This is a genomic window from Thermobacillus sp. ZCTH02-B1, from assembly GCF_002159085.1.
Taxonomy (GTDB): domain Bacteria; phylum Bacillota; class Bacilli; order Paenibacillales; family Paenibacillaceae; genus Thermobacillus.
In genome coordinates, this window is record NZ_LZRU01000020.1 from 1 (window position 1) to 15767 (window position 15767).

The window sequence follows — 15767 nt, forward strand, 5'->3', positions numbered from 1 at the left end:
GGCAACTGCCGCAATGCCAATCCAACCTGTTCAAGAACTTCACGGTTCAGCGAGTAAAACACCCACTGCCCTTTGCGGCTCTCCTTGACCAACCCCGCCGTTTTCAATCGGCTTAAATGTTTGGAAACCGCTGGCTGGGAGATCGTGAACACAGGAACGAATTCGCATACACAGCAATCCCGATGCTGGAGTATGGCGAGCATTTTCAAGCGGGTGGGATCGGCCAATGCTTTCAGCATCTCCGCCAATTTTTCGATGTCCACATCCCTTCACCTTCCTTCATAATAAATTTACCATATAACTATATGGTTATGCAAAATAAATTTGATTCTGATTTGGAAATGCAAATTGTTCCCTTCGGATCAAGATCGCGGAGTCCACAACATGACGGAAACTCCCGCCAGGCAAATGGCCACCCCGATCCAGCCGTAAAGATCAGGCGTTTTCCTGTCCACGAACCATCCCCAGAAGGCCGCCAAAATAATAAAGACCCCGCCGTAGGCGGCATATACACGGCCAAAGTTCGGGAAGCTTTGCAGGGTGGGAATGATCCCATACAAAACCCTCCCAGCACGCCGATCCACATCGGTATGGATCCCCTCAGCCACAGCCAAACGAAATATCCGCCCCCGATTTCCGCCAACCCTGCCGCCAGAAACAAAACAATCGCCTTTGCCATGGTTCCCCCCCCTTTTGCTATCACGACCGCTTAAATTTCAACAGGTCAGTTCCCGTTCACCTGTCGAATAAACGCCGCCACGTTCCCCATGCAACAAGCCCCCTGGGGGTTGTTCACTTCACAACCGCAACGCCCTGCCTGGACATGGGCTTTGATTTCCGCCAGCGGATCTCCGCCTTGCCGAACCGCTTGCATGATGCGTTTCCTCGTCCAGTCCGATTACCATGAATACTCGACTCTTTTTCATTAAAGAGACGTCTCAAACTTTTATTATAATGACTACAAAATATGCTCGATCCAGACCATGCCTATAAAAATCAGCCATACAGCAAATGGAATGGCCAAACTCTTCATGGCTTGCTTCAACTTATATTCTCGATTATTCTTTTTCAACAACCTGTCCGTAATAAAAAACAACAGAGATGCCCCCAGACTATACCAACGCAATATAAGGCCAAAAACAAGGTGTAAAACAGCCGAAATCATGATTTCAAATTTTTCTGCACCCAACTTTGCCGAAATCCATCTGCTGAGTTTATCACTGATGATGGAAGCAAGAACCCCATAAACGATAATGAAGGGAAAACTGTACATTAGATAAACAGGTGTCGCCAATACAAAAGTCAATAAATAATGTTTGAAAGATGTGATCGTACCACCAAATGGATTAATCAATCCCAATAAAACGGCAAACAAGGAACCCGAAACCGATGCAGTAATGATTTTCCTTGAAATCATGTGGGTTAGCGTCCACATTTTCGAGTTCGGTAACTCCATGCTCCAGCTCCCTTCACATCTGTAAACTGGTTTTTTCATAAATCAGTCCCATTCAACTGAATCAGTCCTATTCTCCTGTCGAATAAATGCCGCCTCGTTCCCCATGCAACAAGCCCTCTAGGGGTTGTTGACCTCACAGCCACAACGGCCCGTTATGTCCTATTGAACATGCCGCCGCCGTTTTTTACTACCGTTTCCCGTCAGTATACGTTTCCCGTCAGCGTAATCAACCCTCGATTAAACCAAGGTATCTTATTTCCTTATTATCAAATTTCACAATTAAAATCAGTCCCTTTTTTTCCGTCGGCTCAAAAATCTCCGCTCCAACAGGGAGTTTAGTTGCCATACCGTCTTCAAAAGTTAATCCGTCTTTATATTGTTTTGTAATCGTTCCAATCTTTGTTCCGATAGATAATTCTTGTTTTTGTACCCAATCAATATTACTGGCATTACTGTAAATGGTCCCTTCGAGTTGAAAAATATCGGCATTAGGGTTATTTGTAAGGATTTCACTTGCAGTAACTGTTGCAGTTGATTGTTCATAATCTGTTACTTTGAATTGATTGCATCCCGTAAGTATTAATAATCCAGCCAATAAGAAAACAAGGATTCGCATTATCGTTCCCCCTTTGCTTAAAGGACGTTCCAATTATTAATTTTGTTTCTGAACTTTCTATTAATACTCACAGTCCATTAACACTAACCTGCCCGTTAGTTCAGAACCACTGCGTGACCTAATACTTTTAAAAGACATTCGGGTAACTCGAATTCATCGTTCCCTCACGGTTCGTCGGAGCGTAACAGTCCATCTATCTTTCAACCGCTTTCCAGCAGAGAATCAGCCAGCTAGTCTTCACTGCCGACATGTCAGCGGCGTGGGGAACAGCCGATCATGTTCTACAGGTCAACTTCTGTTCCCTTGATGGATAATCATTGCCACGATACACATGCAACAAAACAATAAAAAACGGTGGTTGATTCCCCGTAGATAAACGTTAGATGGGTTATTTTTCAACCGTCGTTAGAGCATCTTCTTTTGCCGTTTCTCAAGATCCGACAGTTACGTTTTTACTTTCTACTCGATGAATAAAGAACTGACCTATGATCTGAATTTTAATCAAGGCGACTTACCAAGCATTATTCGTTACATCTTTCAGACGTACCAGGCTGGTTATGAAATATGTACCGTCTGAACTTTCAGGTTCCACTGCTACCCTCCACTGAAAGGCTAATTGTTCTGGTTTTTCGCCATACGGGGAAAAATAAGCCGTTAATTGATACTGGTTGGAATCAATGTGATTGATATCGATATTTTTCAGTGGCGTAGATACGCCGATTACCCGTGGTTTGATTTCATGACGTAATTCAGGTGTTAAAAACAAACGGGCAACCGCACCGTTTCGTGCTTTTAAAGCCTTTGCGAAATTTTTCAGGAACTGCTCGGAACTGTCCGCTTGCCGCAAATAGCTGCTGATCAAATCCATGCCACCATCTTCGGTTTCTTCTGATTGCTGAACATTGGCTGAATGATTGACCTGTACGCCTGGGATTTCCTCCGATGTACGTTCTGGTGACTGACTGGCGTTTACCTCTACGCAAGCCGTCGCCAGAACGAAAATTCCAAGGCAAACGGCACCCCAAAACCATTGTCTTCCTTTCATTTGGATCCCTTCCTAATGACCGCTTATTTATAATATTAGACTGCGACATCTTCTCTGAAGTTGCATCTCTGACAGTTCCTTTCCCCTGTCCACTTTAGAAAACCAACCGCAGGAGTCCGATCATCCCATTTTGAATTCCCTACTATGTCAAGAGAAAATAATTCATGTCCATCCCACCCCTCTCCCCTCAACCCCTCTCTTCCCTAGAACCGCAAGGGTTTTCAAGCTTCGAGGAACCAGTTGGAACAAAATACCAGGAACATAAAAAGTGTCCGCAAAATTGGAAGAATTTAGGGAATTAAGGGGAAGGGATAAGGGAAATGGAACGTTGGGAAATGTCCAGGGAAATAATTTGAGGGGATAGGGAGCAGGGGTAAGGGGAGAGGAAAAAGGGATGGGTATATTGGGACAAAACCTGATCCCTCAACCCTTTCTACCCTATACCCTGTCCCCCTATCAACAGAAAAGCCCAGCATGGATCAGGGCAAACCCCTACCACGCTCGGCTTCTTGGACACTTTTTATTATCTCTGGACAGTTTTTATTTTCCCTGGACGGGATTTATTAGCTGTCTACAAACAGTCGTGGCCGGCTCTCCGCCTTACTCCACCGTCACGCTCTTCGCCAGGTTCCGCGGCTTGTCGACGTCGTGGCCGAGCGCAAGCGACGCGTAATACGCGATGAGCTGCAGCGGCACGACCGCGAGCGCGGGCGTCAGCAGCGGCAGCGTGTCCGGGATCGCGAACAATTCGTCGACCGACTTCGCGACCTCGTCCCGGATGCTCCGGTTCACGAGCGCGAACACCCGGGCGCCGCGCGCCTTCACTTCCTTGATGTTGCTCAGCGTCTTCTCGTACAGTTCCTCCTGCGTCACGAGCGCGATGACCGGCGTCCCTTCCTCGATCAGCGCCAGGGTGCCGTGCTTCAGCTCGCCGGCCGCGTACGCCTCCGAATGGATGTACGAGATCTCCTTCAGCTTGAGCGAGCCTTCCTGCGCGACGGCCCAGTCGACGCCGCGGCCGATGAAGAACAGGCTGCTGTGCTTGGCGAACGACTCCGCGATTCGCTTCAGCGCCGCGGATTGTTCGAGAATCTCCTCCACCTGCGCGGGGAGCTCCTTCATCGCGGCGATGACCGACGCGACGAACGCCTCGTCCTTCGTACCCAGCGTCTGCGCGAAATGCAGGCCGAGCAGATAGAACGCGATGAGCTGCGTCGTGTACGCCTTCGTCGACGCGACGGCGATCTCCGGCCCCGCCCAGGTGATGATCACGTCATCCGCCTCGCGGGCGACGGAGCTGCCGACGACGTTCGTGATGGCCAGCACGCGCGCGCCCGCGCGCTTCGCCTCGCGCAGCGCGGCCAGCGTGTCGGCCGTCTCGCCGGACTGGCTGACGACGATCACCAGCGTGTCCGGCGTGATAATCGGATTGCGGTATCGGTATTCGGAGGCGATGTCCGCCTCCACCGGAATGCGCGCGAGGCTCTCGATGACGTGCTTGCCGACGAGGCCCGCGTGCAGCGCGGTTCCGCAGGCGACGACATGAATCCGGCGGATCCCCCGGATATCGTCCGGCGTGAGGCCAAGCTCGGGCAGCACGACCCGGCGGCCGTCCGGCGAAATGCGCGATCCCATCGTGTCGCGGTACGCCTTGGGCTGCTCGTGGATCTCCTTCAGCATGAAATGCTCGAAGCCGCCCTTCTCCGCCGTCATCAGATCCCAATCGACGTGGAAGACGCTCTTCGCGACGGGCCGCCCGTCGGTCGTCATCACCTCGACCCCGGTCCGCGTCAGCACGGCCATCTCGCCGTCCTCGAGGATGTAGACGTCGCGCGTGTGCTCGAGAATCGCCGGAATGTCCGACGCGATGAAGAACTCGCCCTTGCCGATGCCGATGATGAGCGGACTCGCATAGCGTACCGCGATGAGCTTATCCGGCTCGTATTCCGTCAGGACGCCGAGCGCAAACGCGCCGCGCATCCGCTTCACCGCCCGCTGCACCGCCGTCACGATGTCGCCGTCGTACTCGTCCGCGATCAGGTGCGACACGACCTCCGTGTCCGTCTCCGACACGAACGTGTGCCCGGCGATCGACAGTTCCTCGCGCAGCTCGAGATAATTTTCGATGATGCCGTTGTGGACGACCGTGAATTTGCGCGAGTTGTCCGTATGCGGGTGGGAATTGATGTCCGACGGCTTGCCGTGCGTCGCCCAGCGCGTATGCCCGATGCCGACCGTGCCCGCGACCGGCGCTTCCTTCAGCCGCTCCTCCAGCACGGAGAGGCGGCCCTTCGCCTTGCGGATCTCCAGCCGTTCACCGGTGTGGACGGCGATGCCAGCCGAATCGTACCCCCGGTACTCGAGCTTCTTCAAACCCCCGATCAGGATCTCCTGCGAATTCCGGTTACCGATATATCCTACAATTCCGCACATTCGTTCGTACCTCCGCCCAGTCGGTTCCCCCGAACCCCCGCGGACAGGCCGGAACGCATGTGCATGTGCGTCGATCGTCGATATGCGATTGTGATGCCCATGCCCCATGTCGAACCGGCAACGGGGCATTCAGGGATGATCGGCATGAATGCCTGCTTCCGGATCGCCGTCAGGCGATGCCCGGTGTCCGGGCCGCCGTCAGCGAATTCCGCTCCGCCGGGCCCTTGTCGGACCGGTCGCCCGGTCGTTTTCCTTCCCGGCTTGACGGCTGGAGCGGATGCAGCCGGAGGGTCCCCGCCGAAAACTTCGAACACCCCCGCCTCGTCAACTTGCCGCCTCGCGGGCGCGCCGGCTTCCGCGTCCATGCCGGGCCTCCGGCCCCGGACGGTGCGGACGTCCGGCCTCCACGCGGGCCGCAAGTTCTGGCGCTTGCGTGAAAATGAGACCCGCTGCCCTCCTTTCTGTCCCGAATTATATCCCCTATCATATGCATTTTCATGACAACTTGCAACGGCTAGAATTGTCGAAGCGCTGCGAACGCCTGCGAATTCGCCGATCTTCGCAAAGAAAGGCGGCCGTCCGACCCCGCGGGGAGTCCCGGCCGCCTTCGTCCTGCTTCCTATCCGGTACCGCCTTCCCGATCCCGGTTCCGTGCTCACGATCCCAGTTCCGCTTTCACCACGGCCGCGATCCGCTCGACATGGGCGGTCACCTGCGCCTCGTCCGGCCCTTCCGCCATGACGCGGATCAGCGATTCCGTGCCCGACGGGCGCACGAGCACCCGCCCGTTGTCGCCGAGTTCCGCCTCGGCCTCCGCGATCGCCCGCGCAATCGCCTCGTTATCCTTGAACCGGCTCTTGTCCGCGACCCGCACGTTGACGAGCACCTGCGGGTACTTCCGCATGATCGTCTTCAGCTCGCTCAGCTTCCTGCCGGAGGCGATCAGCGTGTCGACGAGCTGCAGCGAGGTGAGGATGCCGTCCCCCGTCGTATTGTAATCGAGGAAAATGACATGCCCGGACTGCTCCCCGCCCAGGTTGAACCCGCCGCGCCGCATCTCCTCCATCACGTACCGGTCGCCGACCGCCGTGCGGACCGTCTTCAGCCCGAGCGATTCGGCCGCCTTGAAGAACCCGATGTTCGCCATCACGGTCGTGACGATCGTGTCGCCCTTGAGCCTTCCGGCCTTCCGCATCGCCTCGCCGCAGATGAGCAGCACATGGTCGCCGTCGACGACGCCGCCGGTCTCGTCGACCGCGATCAGCCGGTCCGCGTCGCCGTCGTAGGACAGCCCGAAATCGGCGCCGTGCGCCTTCACCTGGGCGATCAGATGCTCCGGATGCGTCGAGCCGACGCCGTCGTTGATGTTGAGCCCGTCGGGCGAAGCGCCGACCGCGATCACTTCGGCCCCGAGCTCGCGGAAGACGCGCGGCGCCAGCTCGTACGCCGCGCCGTGCGCGCAGTCCATGACGATGCGCAGCCCCTGGAACGAGTGCTTCACCGTCGTCTTCAGATATTCGAGATAGCGGTACTTCGCCGCTTCGTCCGTCTTCACCGTGCCGATGCCGCCGCCTTCCGGACGGGGCAGTTCGTCCCGCTCGGCGTCGATCAGCCGCTCGATCTCGAGCTCCGTCTCGTCGGACAGCTTGAAGCCGTCCGCGCCGAAGAACTTGATGCCGTTGTCCTCGACCGGGTTGTGCGACGCCGAGATCATGACGCCCGCGTCGGCGCCGAGCTCCCGCGTCAAAAATGCTACGGCCGGCGTCGTCACGACGCCGAGCCGGATGACGTCCGCGCCGATCGAGGTCAGCCCCGCGGTCAGCGCGGCCTCGAGCATCGGGCCCGAAATGCGCGTGTCCATGCCGATGACCACTTTGGGCCTCGCCGCCCGGCCCGCGAGCACATAGCCGCCGCAGCGTCCGATCCTGTACGCGAGTTCGGGCGTCAGCTCGCGGTTCGCGACGCCGCGGACGCCGTCAGTACCGAAATATTTCCCCATCGGTTCGTCCCCGTCTCCTTCTCCTGATCATGCCGGCCGTCCGGAAACATCATCCGGAGGCTCCTTCTTCCGTGCCGTCGGTGATCTGCACGGTCGCCGTCAGCCGCTGCGGGAACGACTGCGCGACGAACGGCGGCAGATGCACATCCAGCACGACCATGTGCGTGCCCGGCGGCAGCCCGTTCAGATCGGCAATCACCTGCACGTCCTTCGCCGTCAGATCCGCCAGCACGCTCGGCGCACCCGTCACGTTCAAATCGACGGTGCCGCTCTCCGGCACGATGAACCGCGCCTTCATCCCTTCGGAAAGGCCGGACATCGTGACGGGAATCTGCGGCAGCGTGATCGTCTCGGACGGCTCGAGCTCGATCTCGACGTCGATCTGCTTCGGCTCGATCTGCGCCAGTTCGCCGGTCGGGGCGAGATTCAGCGTATACGTGCCCGACCGCTGCACCGTCGACAGATTGAGATACACCTCGTCATAGAACTCCATCTCGTCCAGCACGTCCTGCGGACCGTACACCGTGACCGTGTCCGTGGACGGCTTGAACGACGCGATGCTCATGCCGATCGGCAGCCGTCCCGTAAACTGGATCTCGAGCGGCAGCTTCTTGAACGGCTTCGTGATCGGCACTTCCACCTCGACCACGCTCGGATTCAGCACGGCGCCTTCGATCTCGTTGCCGTTCACATCGTATGCGGCAAGCCGCACCTTCTGTTCCACCACATTCGATTCGACGCCTTCGACGTTGATGACCGCGCCGACATAGGCGACGGCGTCCAGCTGATCCTTCGGCATCCGCACGAACACCCGGTTGTTCGGCTTCACGATCGGATCGGCGACCTTGTAGCCGTTTGCGGGCGTCCCCTCCGTGCGGATGATCGCCTCAAATTCCTTCGTCTGCACCGGCACGATGTCGACCTTGACCCGCGACGGCGTGATGCTGCGCAGCGTGACGCGTCCCGGAATGTCGTACCGGACGACGAGTTCGTGCACGCCCTCGCCCAACCCCGTCACATCCACCCACACCTCGGGAACCGTCGCCACGAGGTCGGCAAGCCGCCCTTCGACGAGCATCTGCACGGTGCTCGGCTCGATCGAACGGAGATGCTGCGTGTCCGGATCAAGGCCGCGCGCGCCGACCTTCACCGCCGTGAATTCGCGCGTATCGATCGTCGACGCGACCTGGTTCGGCGACAGTTCGGGGTCGAAATGAACGACGGCGAACAGCAGAATCGCGATCACGACCGAGAGGATCTTCAACGACGTCGGGTGGCTGAGCCATTTATCCATTCGAAGAATCCTCCTTCCGGTTCCAGAAGGCGAACTTCGAACGGCGCTTCTCCACCGTCTGGCGCGGCGTCAGCTCCTGGAACAGCTTGGAGATCAGCGACTCCTCGTTGATGTCCCGGACGATCATGCCGTCGGACGCGAGCGAGACTTGTCCCGTCTCCTCGGATACGATGATCGCAAGGGCGTCGGTCACCTCCGTCACGCCGATCGCGGCGCGGTGCCGGGTTCCGAGCTCCTTGCTGATGAACGGATTTTCCGAAAGGGGAAGATAGCAGCCGGCCGCCGCCACCTGTCCGCCCCGGATGATGACGGCGCCGTCGTGCAGCGGCGTGTTCGGCGTGAACAGGTTGATCAGCAACTCCGAGCTGATCCGCGCATCCAGCGCCGTGCCGGACTCGATGTACTCGATCAGCCCGGTCTCGCGCTCGAAGACGATTAACGCCCCGATCTTTCGACGTGCCAAAGCATTAACGGCCTTAATTACTTCGCCGATGTGATCCTTGACCTCTTTGTTGACGTTGGCGAGCATCGAGCGCTGGAAGATTCTTCCCCTGCCAAGCTGTTCGAGCGCCCGGCGCAGCTCCGGCTGGAAGATGATCATCACGGAGATGATCCCGAACGTGAAGATTTGGTTCATGAGCCATTTCAGCGTGTACAGGTTGAACCAGGTGCTGACCGCCCACGTCGCGACGAGGACGAGAATGCCTTTCAAGAGCTGGACGGCCCGCGTACCGCGCACGATCATGATGAGCTGGTAGATGATAAAGCTGACGATGGCGATGTCGATGATGTCCTTCAGCCAGTCGTTCCACGTCATGTCCTGAAAATAACTCACGGATCCGCCCCCTGCGAACCGTACCCGGTCCCGCCCCGATCATCTGCCTCAACTTATAGGATTTCTAGATCGCGCGCCGGAAATCCTTCATTATGTCAAAAAAAGTACCCTCCGGCGAGGAGGGCGCTTCCCTGTCCCGTCACGATGCGAGACCGATGACGGCGCTTCTCAGCTTGTACCAGAGCCAGTCGATCGCCTGGTTGATTTCCCGCGCTTCGCCGATCACCTTCGCCGTCGAAGCCATGTTGACCGTTCCGTCGATGACCGTCAGATTGCCGCGAATTTCGCCGTTCACGACCGCCTCGCCGTTCTCGACGACCAGATCCCCGTTGACGAGCGCGCCTTCCGGCACGACCACCCGGTTTCCTTCGATCACGATCTGCGACAGGTCGCTGCCCCTGACGACCAGTACTTTGTCCTGCTCCCACGAGGCGATGAAGCCGGCCAGCAGGACGAGGCCGAGCATGGCTGCCACCGTGACGCCGGGGTATTGCCGCAGCCAGCGGACAAACGTCCGTCTGCGCCGGACGGGGAGGCTCCCCATAATGCGCTCGGTCAGCGCCGCCCGGTCCGGGGCGTCGCGTCCGACCGGCGCGGCCAGCGCCATATGCAGAAAAGCCTCCGTGCGCTCATAGCCCGCAAACCGTTCCCGGCATTCCGGACAACCGTCCAGATGCGCCTTCAGCCTGGCCGCTTCCGCTTGCGCCAGATCGCCGTCGAAATACTCGTGCATGAGTCTGGAGGCTTGCGCGCAATTCATGGCCAGTCCCTTCCTTCCGAGTACCACGCGTGTAGCCTGATCCTTTTTATACAATACGTTTCGGCGCGGGCGAGGTTTCAAATACGGTCCGCCGCCTGCATTCCGGAACCGCCTATAACTTGCGCTCCAGCTTCTTCCGGAGAAACTCCCTTCCCCGGTGCACCCGCGTCTTCACCGTGGTCACCGGCATGTCGAGCACTTCGCCGATCTCCTGCAGCGACAGGTCGTGCAGATAGCGGAGCACCATGACGGACTTGTACTTCGCCGGCAGCGTCTCGATCGCTTCGCGGACGATCCGCTGCGTCTCGGTGAGCAGCATCTCGTTCTCCGGCGTGCGATCGTCGCCCGGAATGAACGCGTAGCCGTCCAGCCCTTCGTGCTCGGCGGATTCGGCGTCGAGCGAAAAGGTCTGCTTTCGCTTCCGCAGCCGGTCGATGCACAGGTTCGTCGCGATCCGGTAAATCCAGGTGGAGAACTTCATGCCCTCGTCGTACCGGTCGAGATTGCGGTAGACGCGCAGAAACGCCTCCTGCGTCACATCCTCCGCCTCCTGGCGGCTGCCCAGCATCCGGAAGGCCAAATGATACAGCTTGTCCTGATAGAGGGCGACGATCTCGGCGAACGCCTGATGGTCGCCCTTCAGCGCCCGGCGAGCCAGGCGCGCCTCGATTGGTTTCACGTTTTCCTGCTCCCCGCCTTCCAGCCGGCATTCCGTGGAGCACCCATTACGGGTCCGTCAGCCCGTGTTCCGGAGACCGGCCGCAATGCCGTTGATCGTGAGCAGCACCTCGCGCAGCAGATTGGGGTCGTCCTCGCCGCGGGCGCGGAGCGCGCGCAGCTCGGTGAGCAGCTGCACCTGCAGGTAGCTGAGCGGATCGACGTACGGATTGCGCAGCCGGATCGATTCCTGAATGACCGGCACGTTGTCCAGGATGTCCTTCTGGCCGGTCACGCGCAGAATCATCTCGGTGGTCAGTTCGTATTCCTGTTCGATCATGCCGAAAATACGATCCCGGACGGCCGGATCCTTGATCATGCCGGCGTATTCTTTCGCGATATGCATATCGGCTTTTGCGAGCGCCATCTGAAGATTGTCGACCAGCGTGCGGAAGAAAGGAAATTCCCTGTAGGCGCGGCGCAGCTTCTCCAGCTTCTCCTCGTCGCCGTTCACATATTCCGCCATCGCCGTGCCCGCCGCGTACCATGCCGGCAGCAGGAAACGGCTCTGCGTCCAGGCGAACACCCACGGAATGGCGCGCAGATCCTCAAACCGCTCGCTGTTCTTCCGCTTCGCCGGGCGGGAACCGATGTTCAGCTCGCCGATCTCGTTCAGCGGCGTCGACTCCTTGAAGAACGTCAGGAAATCCGGATCGCGGAACACGAGATCCTGGTACTTCTTCAGCGACCGCTCCGACAGCTCCTTCACGATGGCCTCGTATTCCGGATGACGGTCGTTGCTCTCCTCCGGATACTTCGCCAGCCGCGCCGCCGTGATCAGCGCGCTCGTCGCCTGCTCGAGGCTGCGGTAGGCGATGCCCTGCATCGCGTAGCGGGACGAGAGCACCTCGCCCTGCTCGGTGATCTTGATGCCGCCTCCGATCGTGTGCGGCGGCTGCGCGAGAATGCTGTAGTTGAGCGGCATGCCGCCGCGGCCGAGGGCTCCTCCCCGTCCGTGGAAGAACTTCAGCTTTACGCCGAATTGCCTGCCCACTTCCGTGATCTCGTTCAGCGCGACGCGCAGCTCCCAGTTGGCCGCCACGACGCCGCCGTCCTTGTTGCTGTCCGAATAGCCGAGCATGATCTCCTGCAGTTCGCCCATCGCCCGGACGGACGCACGGTAGATTGGCAGCTCGAACACGCGACGCATGATGCTCGGCGCGGCGTGCAGGTCATCGATCGTCTCGAACAGCGGCACCGGCTGCAGCGTGCAGACGTAGCTTCCGTCTTCCTCCCGGCGGAACAGGCCCGCTTCCTTCGCGAACAGCAGCACCTCGAGCACGTCGCTCGCGCCCTGCGTCATGCTGATCAGATAGCTGCGCGCGCATTCCGTGCCGAATTCCTTCTGCGCGCGGTAGACCGTGTGGAAGACGTCGAGGCACTCGCGGGTCGAATCCGAATATTCGATATACGGAGACGTCAGCGGCCGCGGATCGTTCAGCAGCCGGTCCAGCAGCCGGATCTTCTCCTCTTCGTCGAGCGCGGCGTAATCCTCCACGATGCCCATCTTCCGGAGAATCTCGGCGAGCGCGCTCTCGTGCTCCTTGCTGTGCTGGCGGATGTCGAGCGTCGTCAAATGGAAGCCGAACAGCTCCACCTGGCGGATCAGCTTGCGGATATGGGTGTCGGCGACATAATCGGCGAAATGATACCGCAGGCTCCGGTCGATGATCTGCAGATCGCGCTTCAGTTCGTCGGCGCTGTTGTAGCGGGCCGGCGTACCCTTCAAATCGTCGCGCTTCATGTTCTCGAGCTTCTGCAGCATGTAGCCGACCTTGATCCGGTACGGCTCCCGGTCGTTGCGCCAGCGGTCCATGTTGGCGATATCACCGATCGCCGCGCAATCGCTGCGGATCGACTCGATCAGTTCATCCGACACCTTCACGATCGTCGTGCTGAAGCTGAGCAGCGACATCAGTTTGCGCAGCTCCGTCCGGTACTTCGCGACCGCGAGCTGGCGGTGCCGGTTGAACGTCTCCCACGTCACCTCCGCCGTGCAGCCCGGATTGCCGTCCCGGTCGCCGCCGATCCACGAGCCGAAGCGGAGGTACGTGGGCACGTGCCAGCGTTCACCCGGATAGTATTTGTCCAGACAGCGCTCCAGTTCTTCGTACACGTCCGGCAGCACGTCGAACAGCGTCTGGTCGAAATAGAACAGCCCGTTCTGCACCTCGTCGAGCACGGTCGGCTTGCGGCTCCGGAGCTCGTCCGTCTGCCAGAGCGTCAACACCTCGTTCAGCAGTTTGTCCCGCAGGCGCTCGCGCTCGCGGTGCGTCAGCGTCGGATTGTCCAGCTCCAGCACGTCGTTCGAAATCCGCTGATGGATGTTCAGCACCGCACGCCGGGTCGCCTCCGTCGGATGCGCGGTCATGACGAGCTCGAGCGAGAGGCCGTTGATCAGTTCCCGGACCACCTCGACCGGAACTCCCCGCTCCTTCAGCTCCTTCACCGCGCTCTCGATGGACCCGGGCTGGACGGCAACGCCTGCCGAACGCTCATAGTCCCGCTTGCGGCGAATCCGGTGAACCTGCTCCGCGATGTTGACGAGCTGGAAATAAATCGCGAAGGCCCGGATCACCTGATGCCGAATCTCCGGATCGAGCGATTCCACGAGCTTCTTGAATTCCTCGTGCAGCTTCGGGTCGAACGAGGCGCGCAGCGTCTTGCTCATCTCGCGGATCCGCTCGACCACCTCGAGCAGCCGCTGGCCGCCCTGATGCACGAGCACTTCGCCCAGTATGTTGCCCAGGTAGCGGACATCCCGCCGAAGCTGGCTGCCGACCTGGGGACGGCTGCTCGCAGCCGTTTGGGTTGCGGCTTGATCGGACATACCCTTCCTCCTGACTTTCACGCGCGCTGCGTTCCGTGCGCAGCATCCGAATCAAATTCACTTTCTCCATCATACAACAAAATACGGCTCGGATGAAGCCCGCGCGGGCACGCAGCCGAAATGTTGCCTGCACGATGCCCCACGTTTTTTGACCATATCCCGCTCGCGGCCAGGGCAGCTCTTTTCGTCTCTTTTCCCTCCTATCCCCTTCGCTTCACAAACCCGCACCGGATATCGGGCAGCTTCCAATCGATCCGTTTGACGCAACAACAGGCACGCGAACGAACGCAACCTCGCCGGCCGATGCCGCTGAACGAAGGGGATAGGGTTGAAATGGGCACTCCGGTTGCAACGCGGGGGATTGGTTCCGCATGGACGGAAAAAGGCGACGCCCGTTGTTCCGAAAGGAACAAGGCGGAACGGGGGCATCCTGGCCCGGAGGGGACAGGATCAAAGGAGGCGGAACGGAGACCGCCATATAACGAAAAATCCCCTGCTTTCGCAAGGGATTTTTCTTGATTCGATCATGGAGCGGGTGACGGGAATCGAACCCGCGCCGCCAGCTTGGAAGGCTGGAGTTCTACCATTGAACTACACCCGCTTAGAATGGCGTGCCCAGAGAGATTCGAACTCCCGACCTTTTGATTCGTAGTCAAACGCTCTATCCAGCTGAGCTATGGGCACATGGATCATGGAGCGGACGACGGGACTCGAACCCGCGACCCTCGCCTTGGCAAGGCGATGCTCTACCACTGAGCCACGTCCGCAAGCATGGTGCCGTGCGGCGCAATTGGCTTACGAAAGGCGGCAAGAAGTAATATAGCAGGTTTCCGGGCGGAATGCAAATGGAATCTCGCTGCCATTCGCCAACATCGCCGCGCGGTCTGCGCAGACAAACTTCGAAGCGAATGGTGCGCGTAGAGGGACTTGAACCCCCACGGTTGCCCGCTGGAACCTAAATCCAGTGCGTCTGCCAATTCCGCCATACGCGCACGGGCAAATGGTGAGCCATGTAGGACTCGAACCTACGACACCCTGATTAAAAGTCAGGTGCTCTTCCAGCTGAGCTAATGGCTCATGAAGATGGCTGGGGATCCAGGATTCGAACCTGGGAATGACGGAGTCAAAGTCCGTTGCCTTACCGCTTGGCGAATCCCCAGCGAACACGCCGCTTGATGCGGCGGGGCAAAAAAAAAGCTGGTGACCCGTAGGGGATTCGAACCCCTGAATGCCGGCGTGAAAGACCGGAGTGTTAAGCCACTTCACCAACGGGCCACAAAAGAGAAGGAGAAAAAAAGATGGAGCTCTCAACCGGGTTCGAACCGGTGACCTCATCCTTACCATGGATGCACTCTACCAGCTGAGCTATGAGAGCTCGAAAGTGGCTCCCCGAACAGGACTCGAACCTGTGACACTGCGGTTAACAGCCGCATGCTCTACCAGCTGAGCTATCGGGGAATGATCGGTGCAGGTTTCTCTGCCCTATATTATACATCAAAACTTGCACCTTGAAAACCGGATGCGAATGAATTTTTTTCTTCGAAAGCCGATGTTCAGGATAAGCCCTCGACCGATTAGTATTCGTCAGCTTCACGCGTTGCCGCGCTTCCACCCCGAACCTATCGACCTGGTCATCTTCCAGGGGTCTTACCGGCTTGCGCCGTGGGAAATCTCATCTTGAGGGGGGCTTCGCGCTTAGATGCTTTCAGCGCTTATCCCTTCCGTACTTGGCTACCCAGCGGTGCTCCTGGCGGAACAACTGGTACACCAGCGGTACGTCCG

General features: G+C 58.5%; 11 protein-coding genes, 9 tRNA genes, 1 rRNA gene and 2 pseudogenes. All 23 read right to left on the reverse strand.

Annotation, left to right across the window (positions count from 1 at the left end; all coding sequences use genetic code 11):
* On the reverse strand, positions 1 to 263 hold a 263-nt coding region (locus tag A9Z00_RS09550; RefSeq protein ID WP_296976408.1), incomplete at its 3' end, for an ArsR/SmtB family transcription factor.
* A 165-nt stretch (positions 264 to 428) separates the two neighbouring features.
* Positions 429 to 679, reverse strand: a pseudogene (locus A9Z00_RS09555) (YnfA family protein); the annotation flags it as partial.
* A 45-nt stretch (positions 680 to 724) separates the two neighbouring features.
* Positions 725 to 895 (reverse strand): annotated as a pseudogene (locus A9Z00_RS15815) (putative iron-sulfur cluster-binding metallochaperone); the annotation flags it as partial.
* Positions 896 to 958: 63 nt separating this feature from the next.
* A complete protein-coding gene (locus A9Z00_RS09560; RefSeq protein ID WP_296976411.1) occupies positions 959 to 1456 on the reverse strand; it encodes a hypothetical protein in 498 nt (165 codons plus the stop codon).
* A 226-nt stretch (positions 1457 to 1682) separates the two neighbouring features.
* Entirely contained in the window at positions 1683 to 2072 is a 390-nt protein-coding gene (locus tag A9Z00_RS09565) for a hypothetical protein (protein WP_296976413.1), read from the reverse strand.
* 511 nt (positions 2073 to 2583) lie between these two features.
* Positions 2584 to 3117 carry a hypothetical protein gene (locus A9Z00_RS09570; protein ID WP_296976416.1) on the reverse strand — a complete coding sequence of 178 codons (534 nt, stop codon included), beginning with the start codon at positions 3115 to 3117 and terminating at the stop codon, positions 2584 to 2586.
* A 600-nt stretch (positions 3118 to 3717) separates the two neighbouring features.
* Positions 3718 to 5550, reverse strand: coding sequence for a glutamine--fructose-6-phosphate transaminase (isomerizing) (gene glmS, locus A9Z00_RS09575; protein ID WP_296976418.1), 1833 nt, complete (start codon positions 5548 to 5550; stop codon positions 3718 to 3720).
* A gap of 655 nt (positions 5551 to 6205) precedes the next feature.
* Entirely contained in the window at positions 6206 to 7549 is a 1344-nt protein-coding gene (glmM, locus tag A9Z00_RS09580; RefSeq protein ID WP_296976421.1) for a phosphoglucosamine mutase, read from the reverse strand.
* A 49-nt stretch (positions 7550 to 7598) separates the two neighbouring features.
* Positions 7599 to 8843 (reverse strand): CdaR family protein, encoded by a 1245-nt coding sequence (locus A9Z00_RS09585; RefSeq protein WP_296976423.1) that lies wholly within the window; start codon positions 8841 to 8843, stop codon positions 7599 to 7601.
* On the reverse strand, positions 8836 to 9678 hold the full coding sequence (gene cdaA, locus A9Z00_RS09590) for a diadenylate cyclase CdaA (protein WP_296976426.1): 843 nt from the start codon (positions 9676 to 9678) through the stop codon (positions 8836 to 8838). Before cdaA ends, A9Z00_RS09585 begins: the two co-directional genes overlap by 8 nt.
* A gap of 139 nt (positions 9679 to 9817) precedes the next feature.
* Complete coding sequence (locus A9Z00_RS09595) at positions 9818 to 10438, reverse strand: zf-HC2 domain-containing protein (protein WP_296976429.1); 621 nt, start codon at positions 10436 to 10438, stop codon at positions 9818 to 9820.
* 112 nt (positions 10439 to 10550) lie between these two features.
* Complete coding sequence (gene sigW / locus A9Z00_RS09600) at positions 10551 to 11117, reverse strand: RNA polymerase sigma factor SigW (RefSeq protein WP_296976430.1); 567 nt, start codon at positions 11115 to 11117, stop codon at positions 10551 to 10553.
* 57 nt (positions 11118 to 11174) lie between these two features.
* Positions 11175 to 13985, reverse strand: coding sequence for a phosphoenolpyruvate carboxylase (gene ppc, locus A9Z00_RS09605; RefSeq protein ID WP_296976433.1), 2811 nt, complete (start codon positions 13983 to 13985; stop codon positions 11175 to 11177).
* A 527-nt stretch (positions 13986 to 14512) separates the two neighbouring features.
* A tRNA-Gly gene (locus tag A9Z00_RS09610) sits at positions 14513 to 14586 on the reverse strand.
* Between the two features lie 6 nt (positions 14587 to 14592).
* Positions 14593 to 14669: transfer RNA gene (locus A9Z00_RS09615), tRNA-Arg, on the reverse strand.
* Between the two features lie 8 nt (positions 14670 to 14677).
* Positions 14678 to 14752 (reverse strand) — tRNA-Gly (locus tag A9Z00_RS09620).
* A gap of 142 nt (positions 14753 to 14894) precedes the next feature.
* Positions 14895 to 14977, reverse strand: a tRNA-Leu gene (locus A9Z00_RS09625).
* A gap of 9 nt (positions 14978 to 14986) precedes the next feature.
* A tRNA-Lys gene (locus tag A9Z00_RS09630) sits at positions 14987 to 15062 on the reverse strand.
* A 7-nt stretch (positions 15063 to 15069) separates the two neighbouring features.
* Positions 15070 to 15144: transfer RNA gene (locus A9Z00_RS09635), tRNA-Gln, on the reverse strand.
* Positions 15145 to 15183: 39 nt separating this feature from the next.
* A tRNA-Glu gene (locus tag A9Z00_RS09640) sits at positions 15184 to 15260 on the reverse strand.
* A gap of 24 nt (positions 15261 to 15284) precedes the next feature.
* Positions 15285 to 15360, reverse strand: a tRNA-Thr gene (locus A9Z00_RS09645).
* A 7-nt stretch (positions 15361 to 15367) separates the two neighbouring features.
* Positions 15368 to 15443: transfer RNA gene (locus A9Z00_RS09650), tRNA-Asn, on the reverse strand.
* A gap of 96 nt (positions 15444 to 15539) precedes the next feature.
* Positions 15540 to 15767 (reverse strand): 23S ribosomal RNA (locus A9Z00_RS09655); the annotation flags it as partial.

Coding starts and splice junctions, on each gene's coding strand:
- A9Z00_RS09565 (WP_296976413.1), bottom strand. CDS start 2,072: ATGCGAATCCTTGTTTTCTTATTGGCTGGATTATTAATACTTACGGGA.
- glmM (WP_296976421.1), bottom strand. CDS start 7,549: ATGGGGAAATATTTCGGTACTGACGGCGTCCGCGGCGTCGCGAACCGC.
- glmS (WP_296976418.1), bottom strand. CDS start 5,550: ATGTGCGGAATTGTAGGATATATCGGTAACCGGAATTCGCAGGAGATC.
- A9Z00_RS09595 (WP_296976429.1), bottom strand. CDS start 10,438: ATGAATTGCGCGCAAGCCTCCAGACTCATGCACGAGTATTTCGACGGC.
- A9Z00_RS09570 (WP_296976416.1), bottom strand. CDS start 3,117: ATGAAAGGAAGACAATGGTTTTGGGGTGCCGTTTGCCTTGGAATTTTC.
- A9Z00_RS09585 (WP_296976423.1), bottom strand. CDS start 8,843: ATGGATAAATGGCTCAGCCACCCGACGTCGTTGAAGATCCTCTCGGTC.
- A9Z00_RS09560 (WP_296976411.1), bottom strand. CDS start 1,456: ATGGAGTTACCGAACTCGAAAATGTGGACGCTAACCCACATGATTTCA.
- ppc (WP_296976433.1), bottom strand. CDS start 13,985: ATGTCCGATCAAGCCGCAACCCAAACGGCTGCGAGCAGCCGTCCCCAG.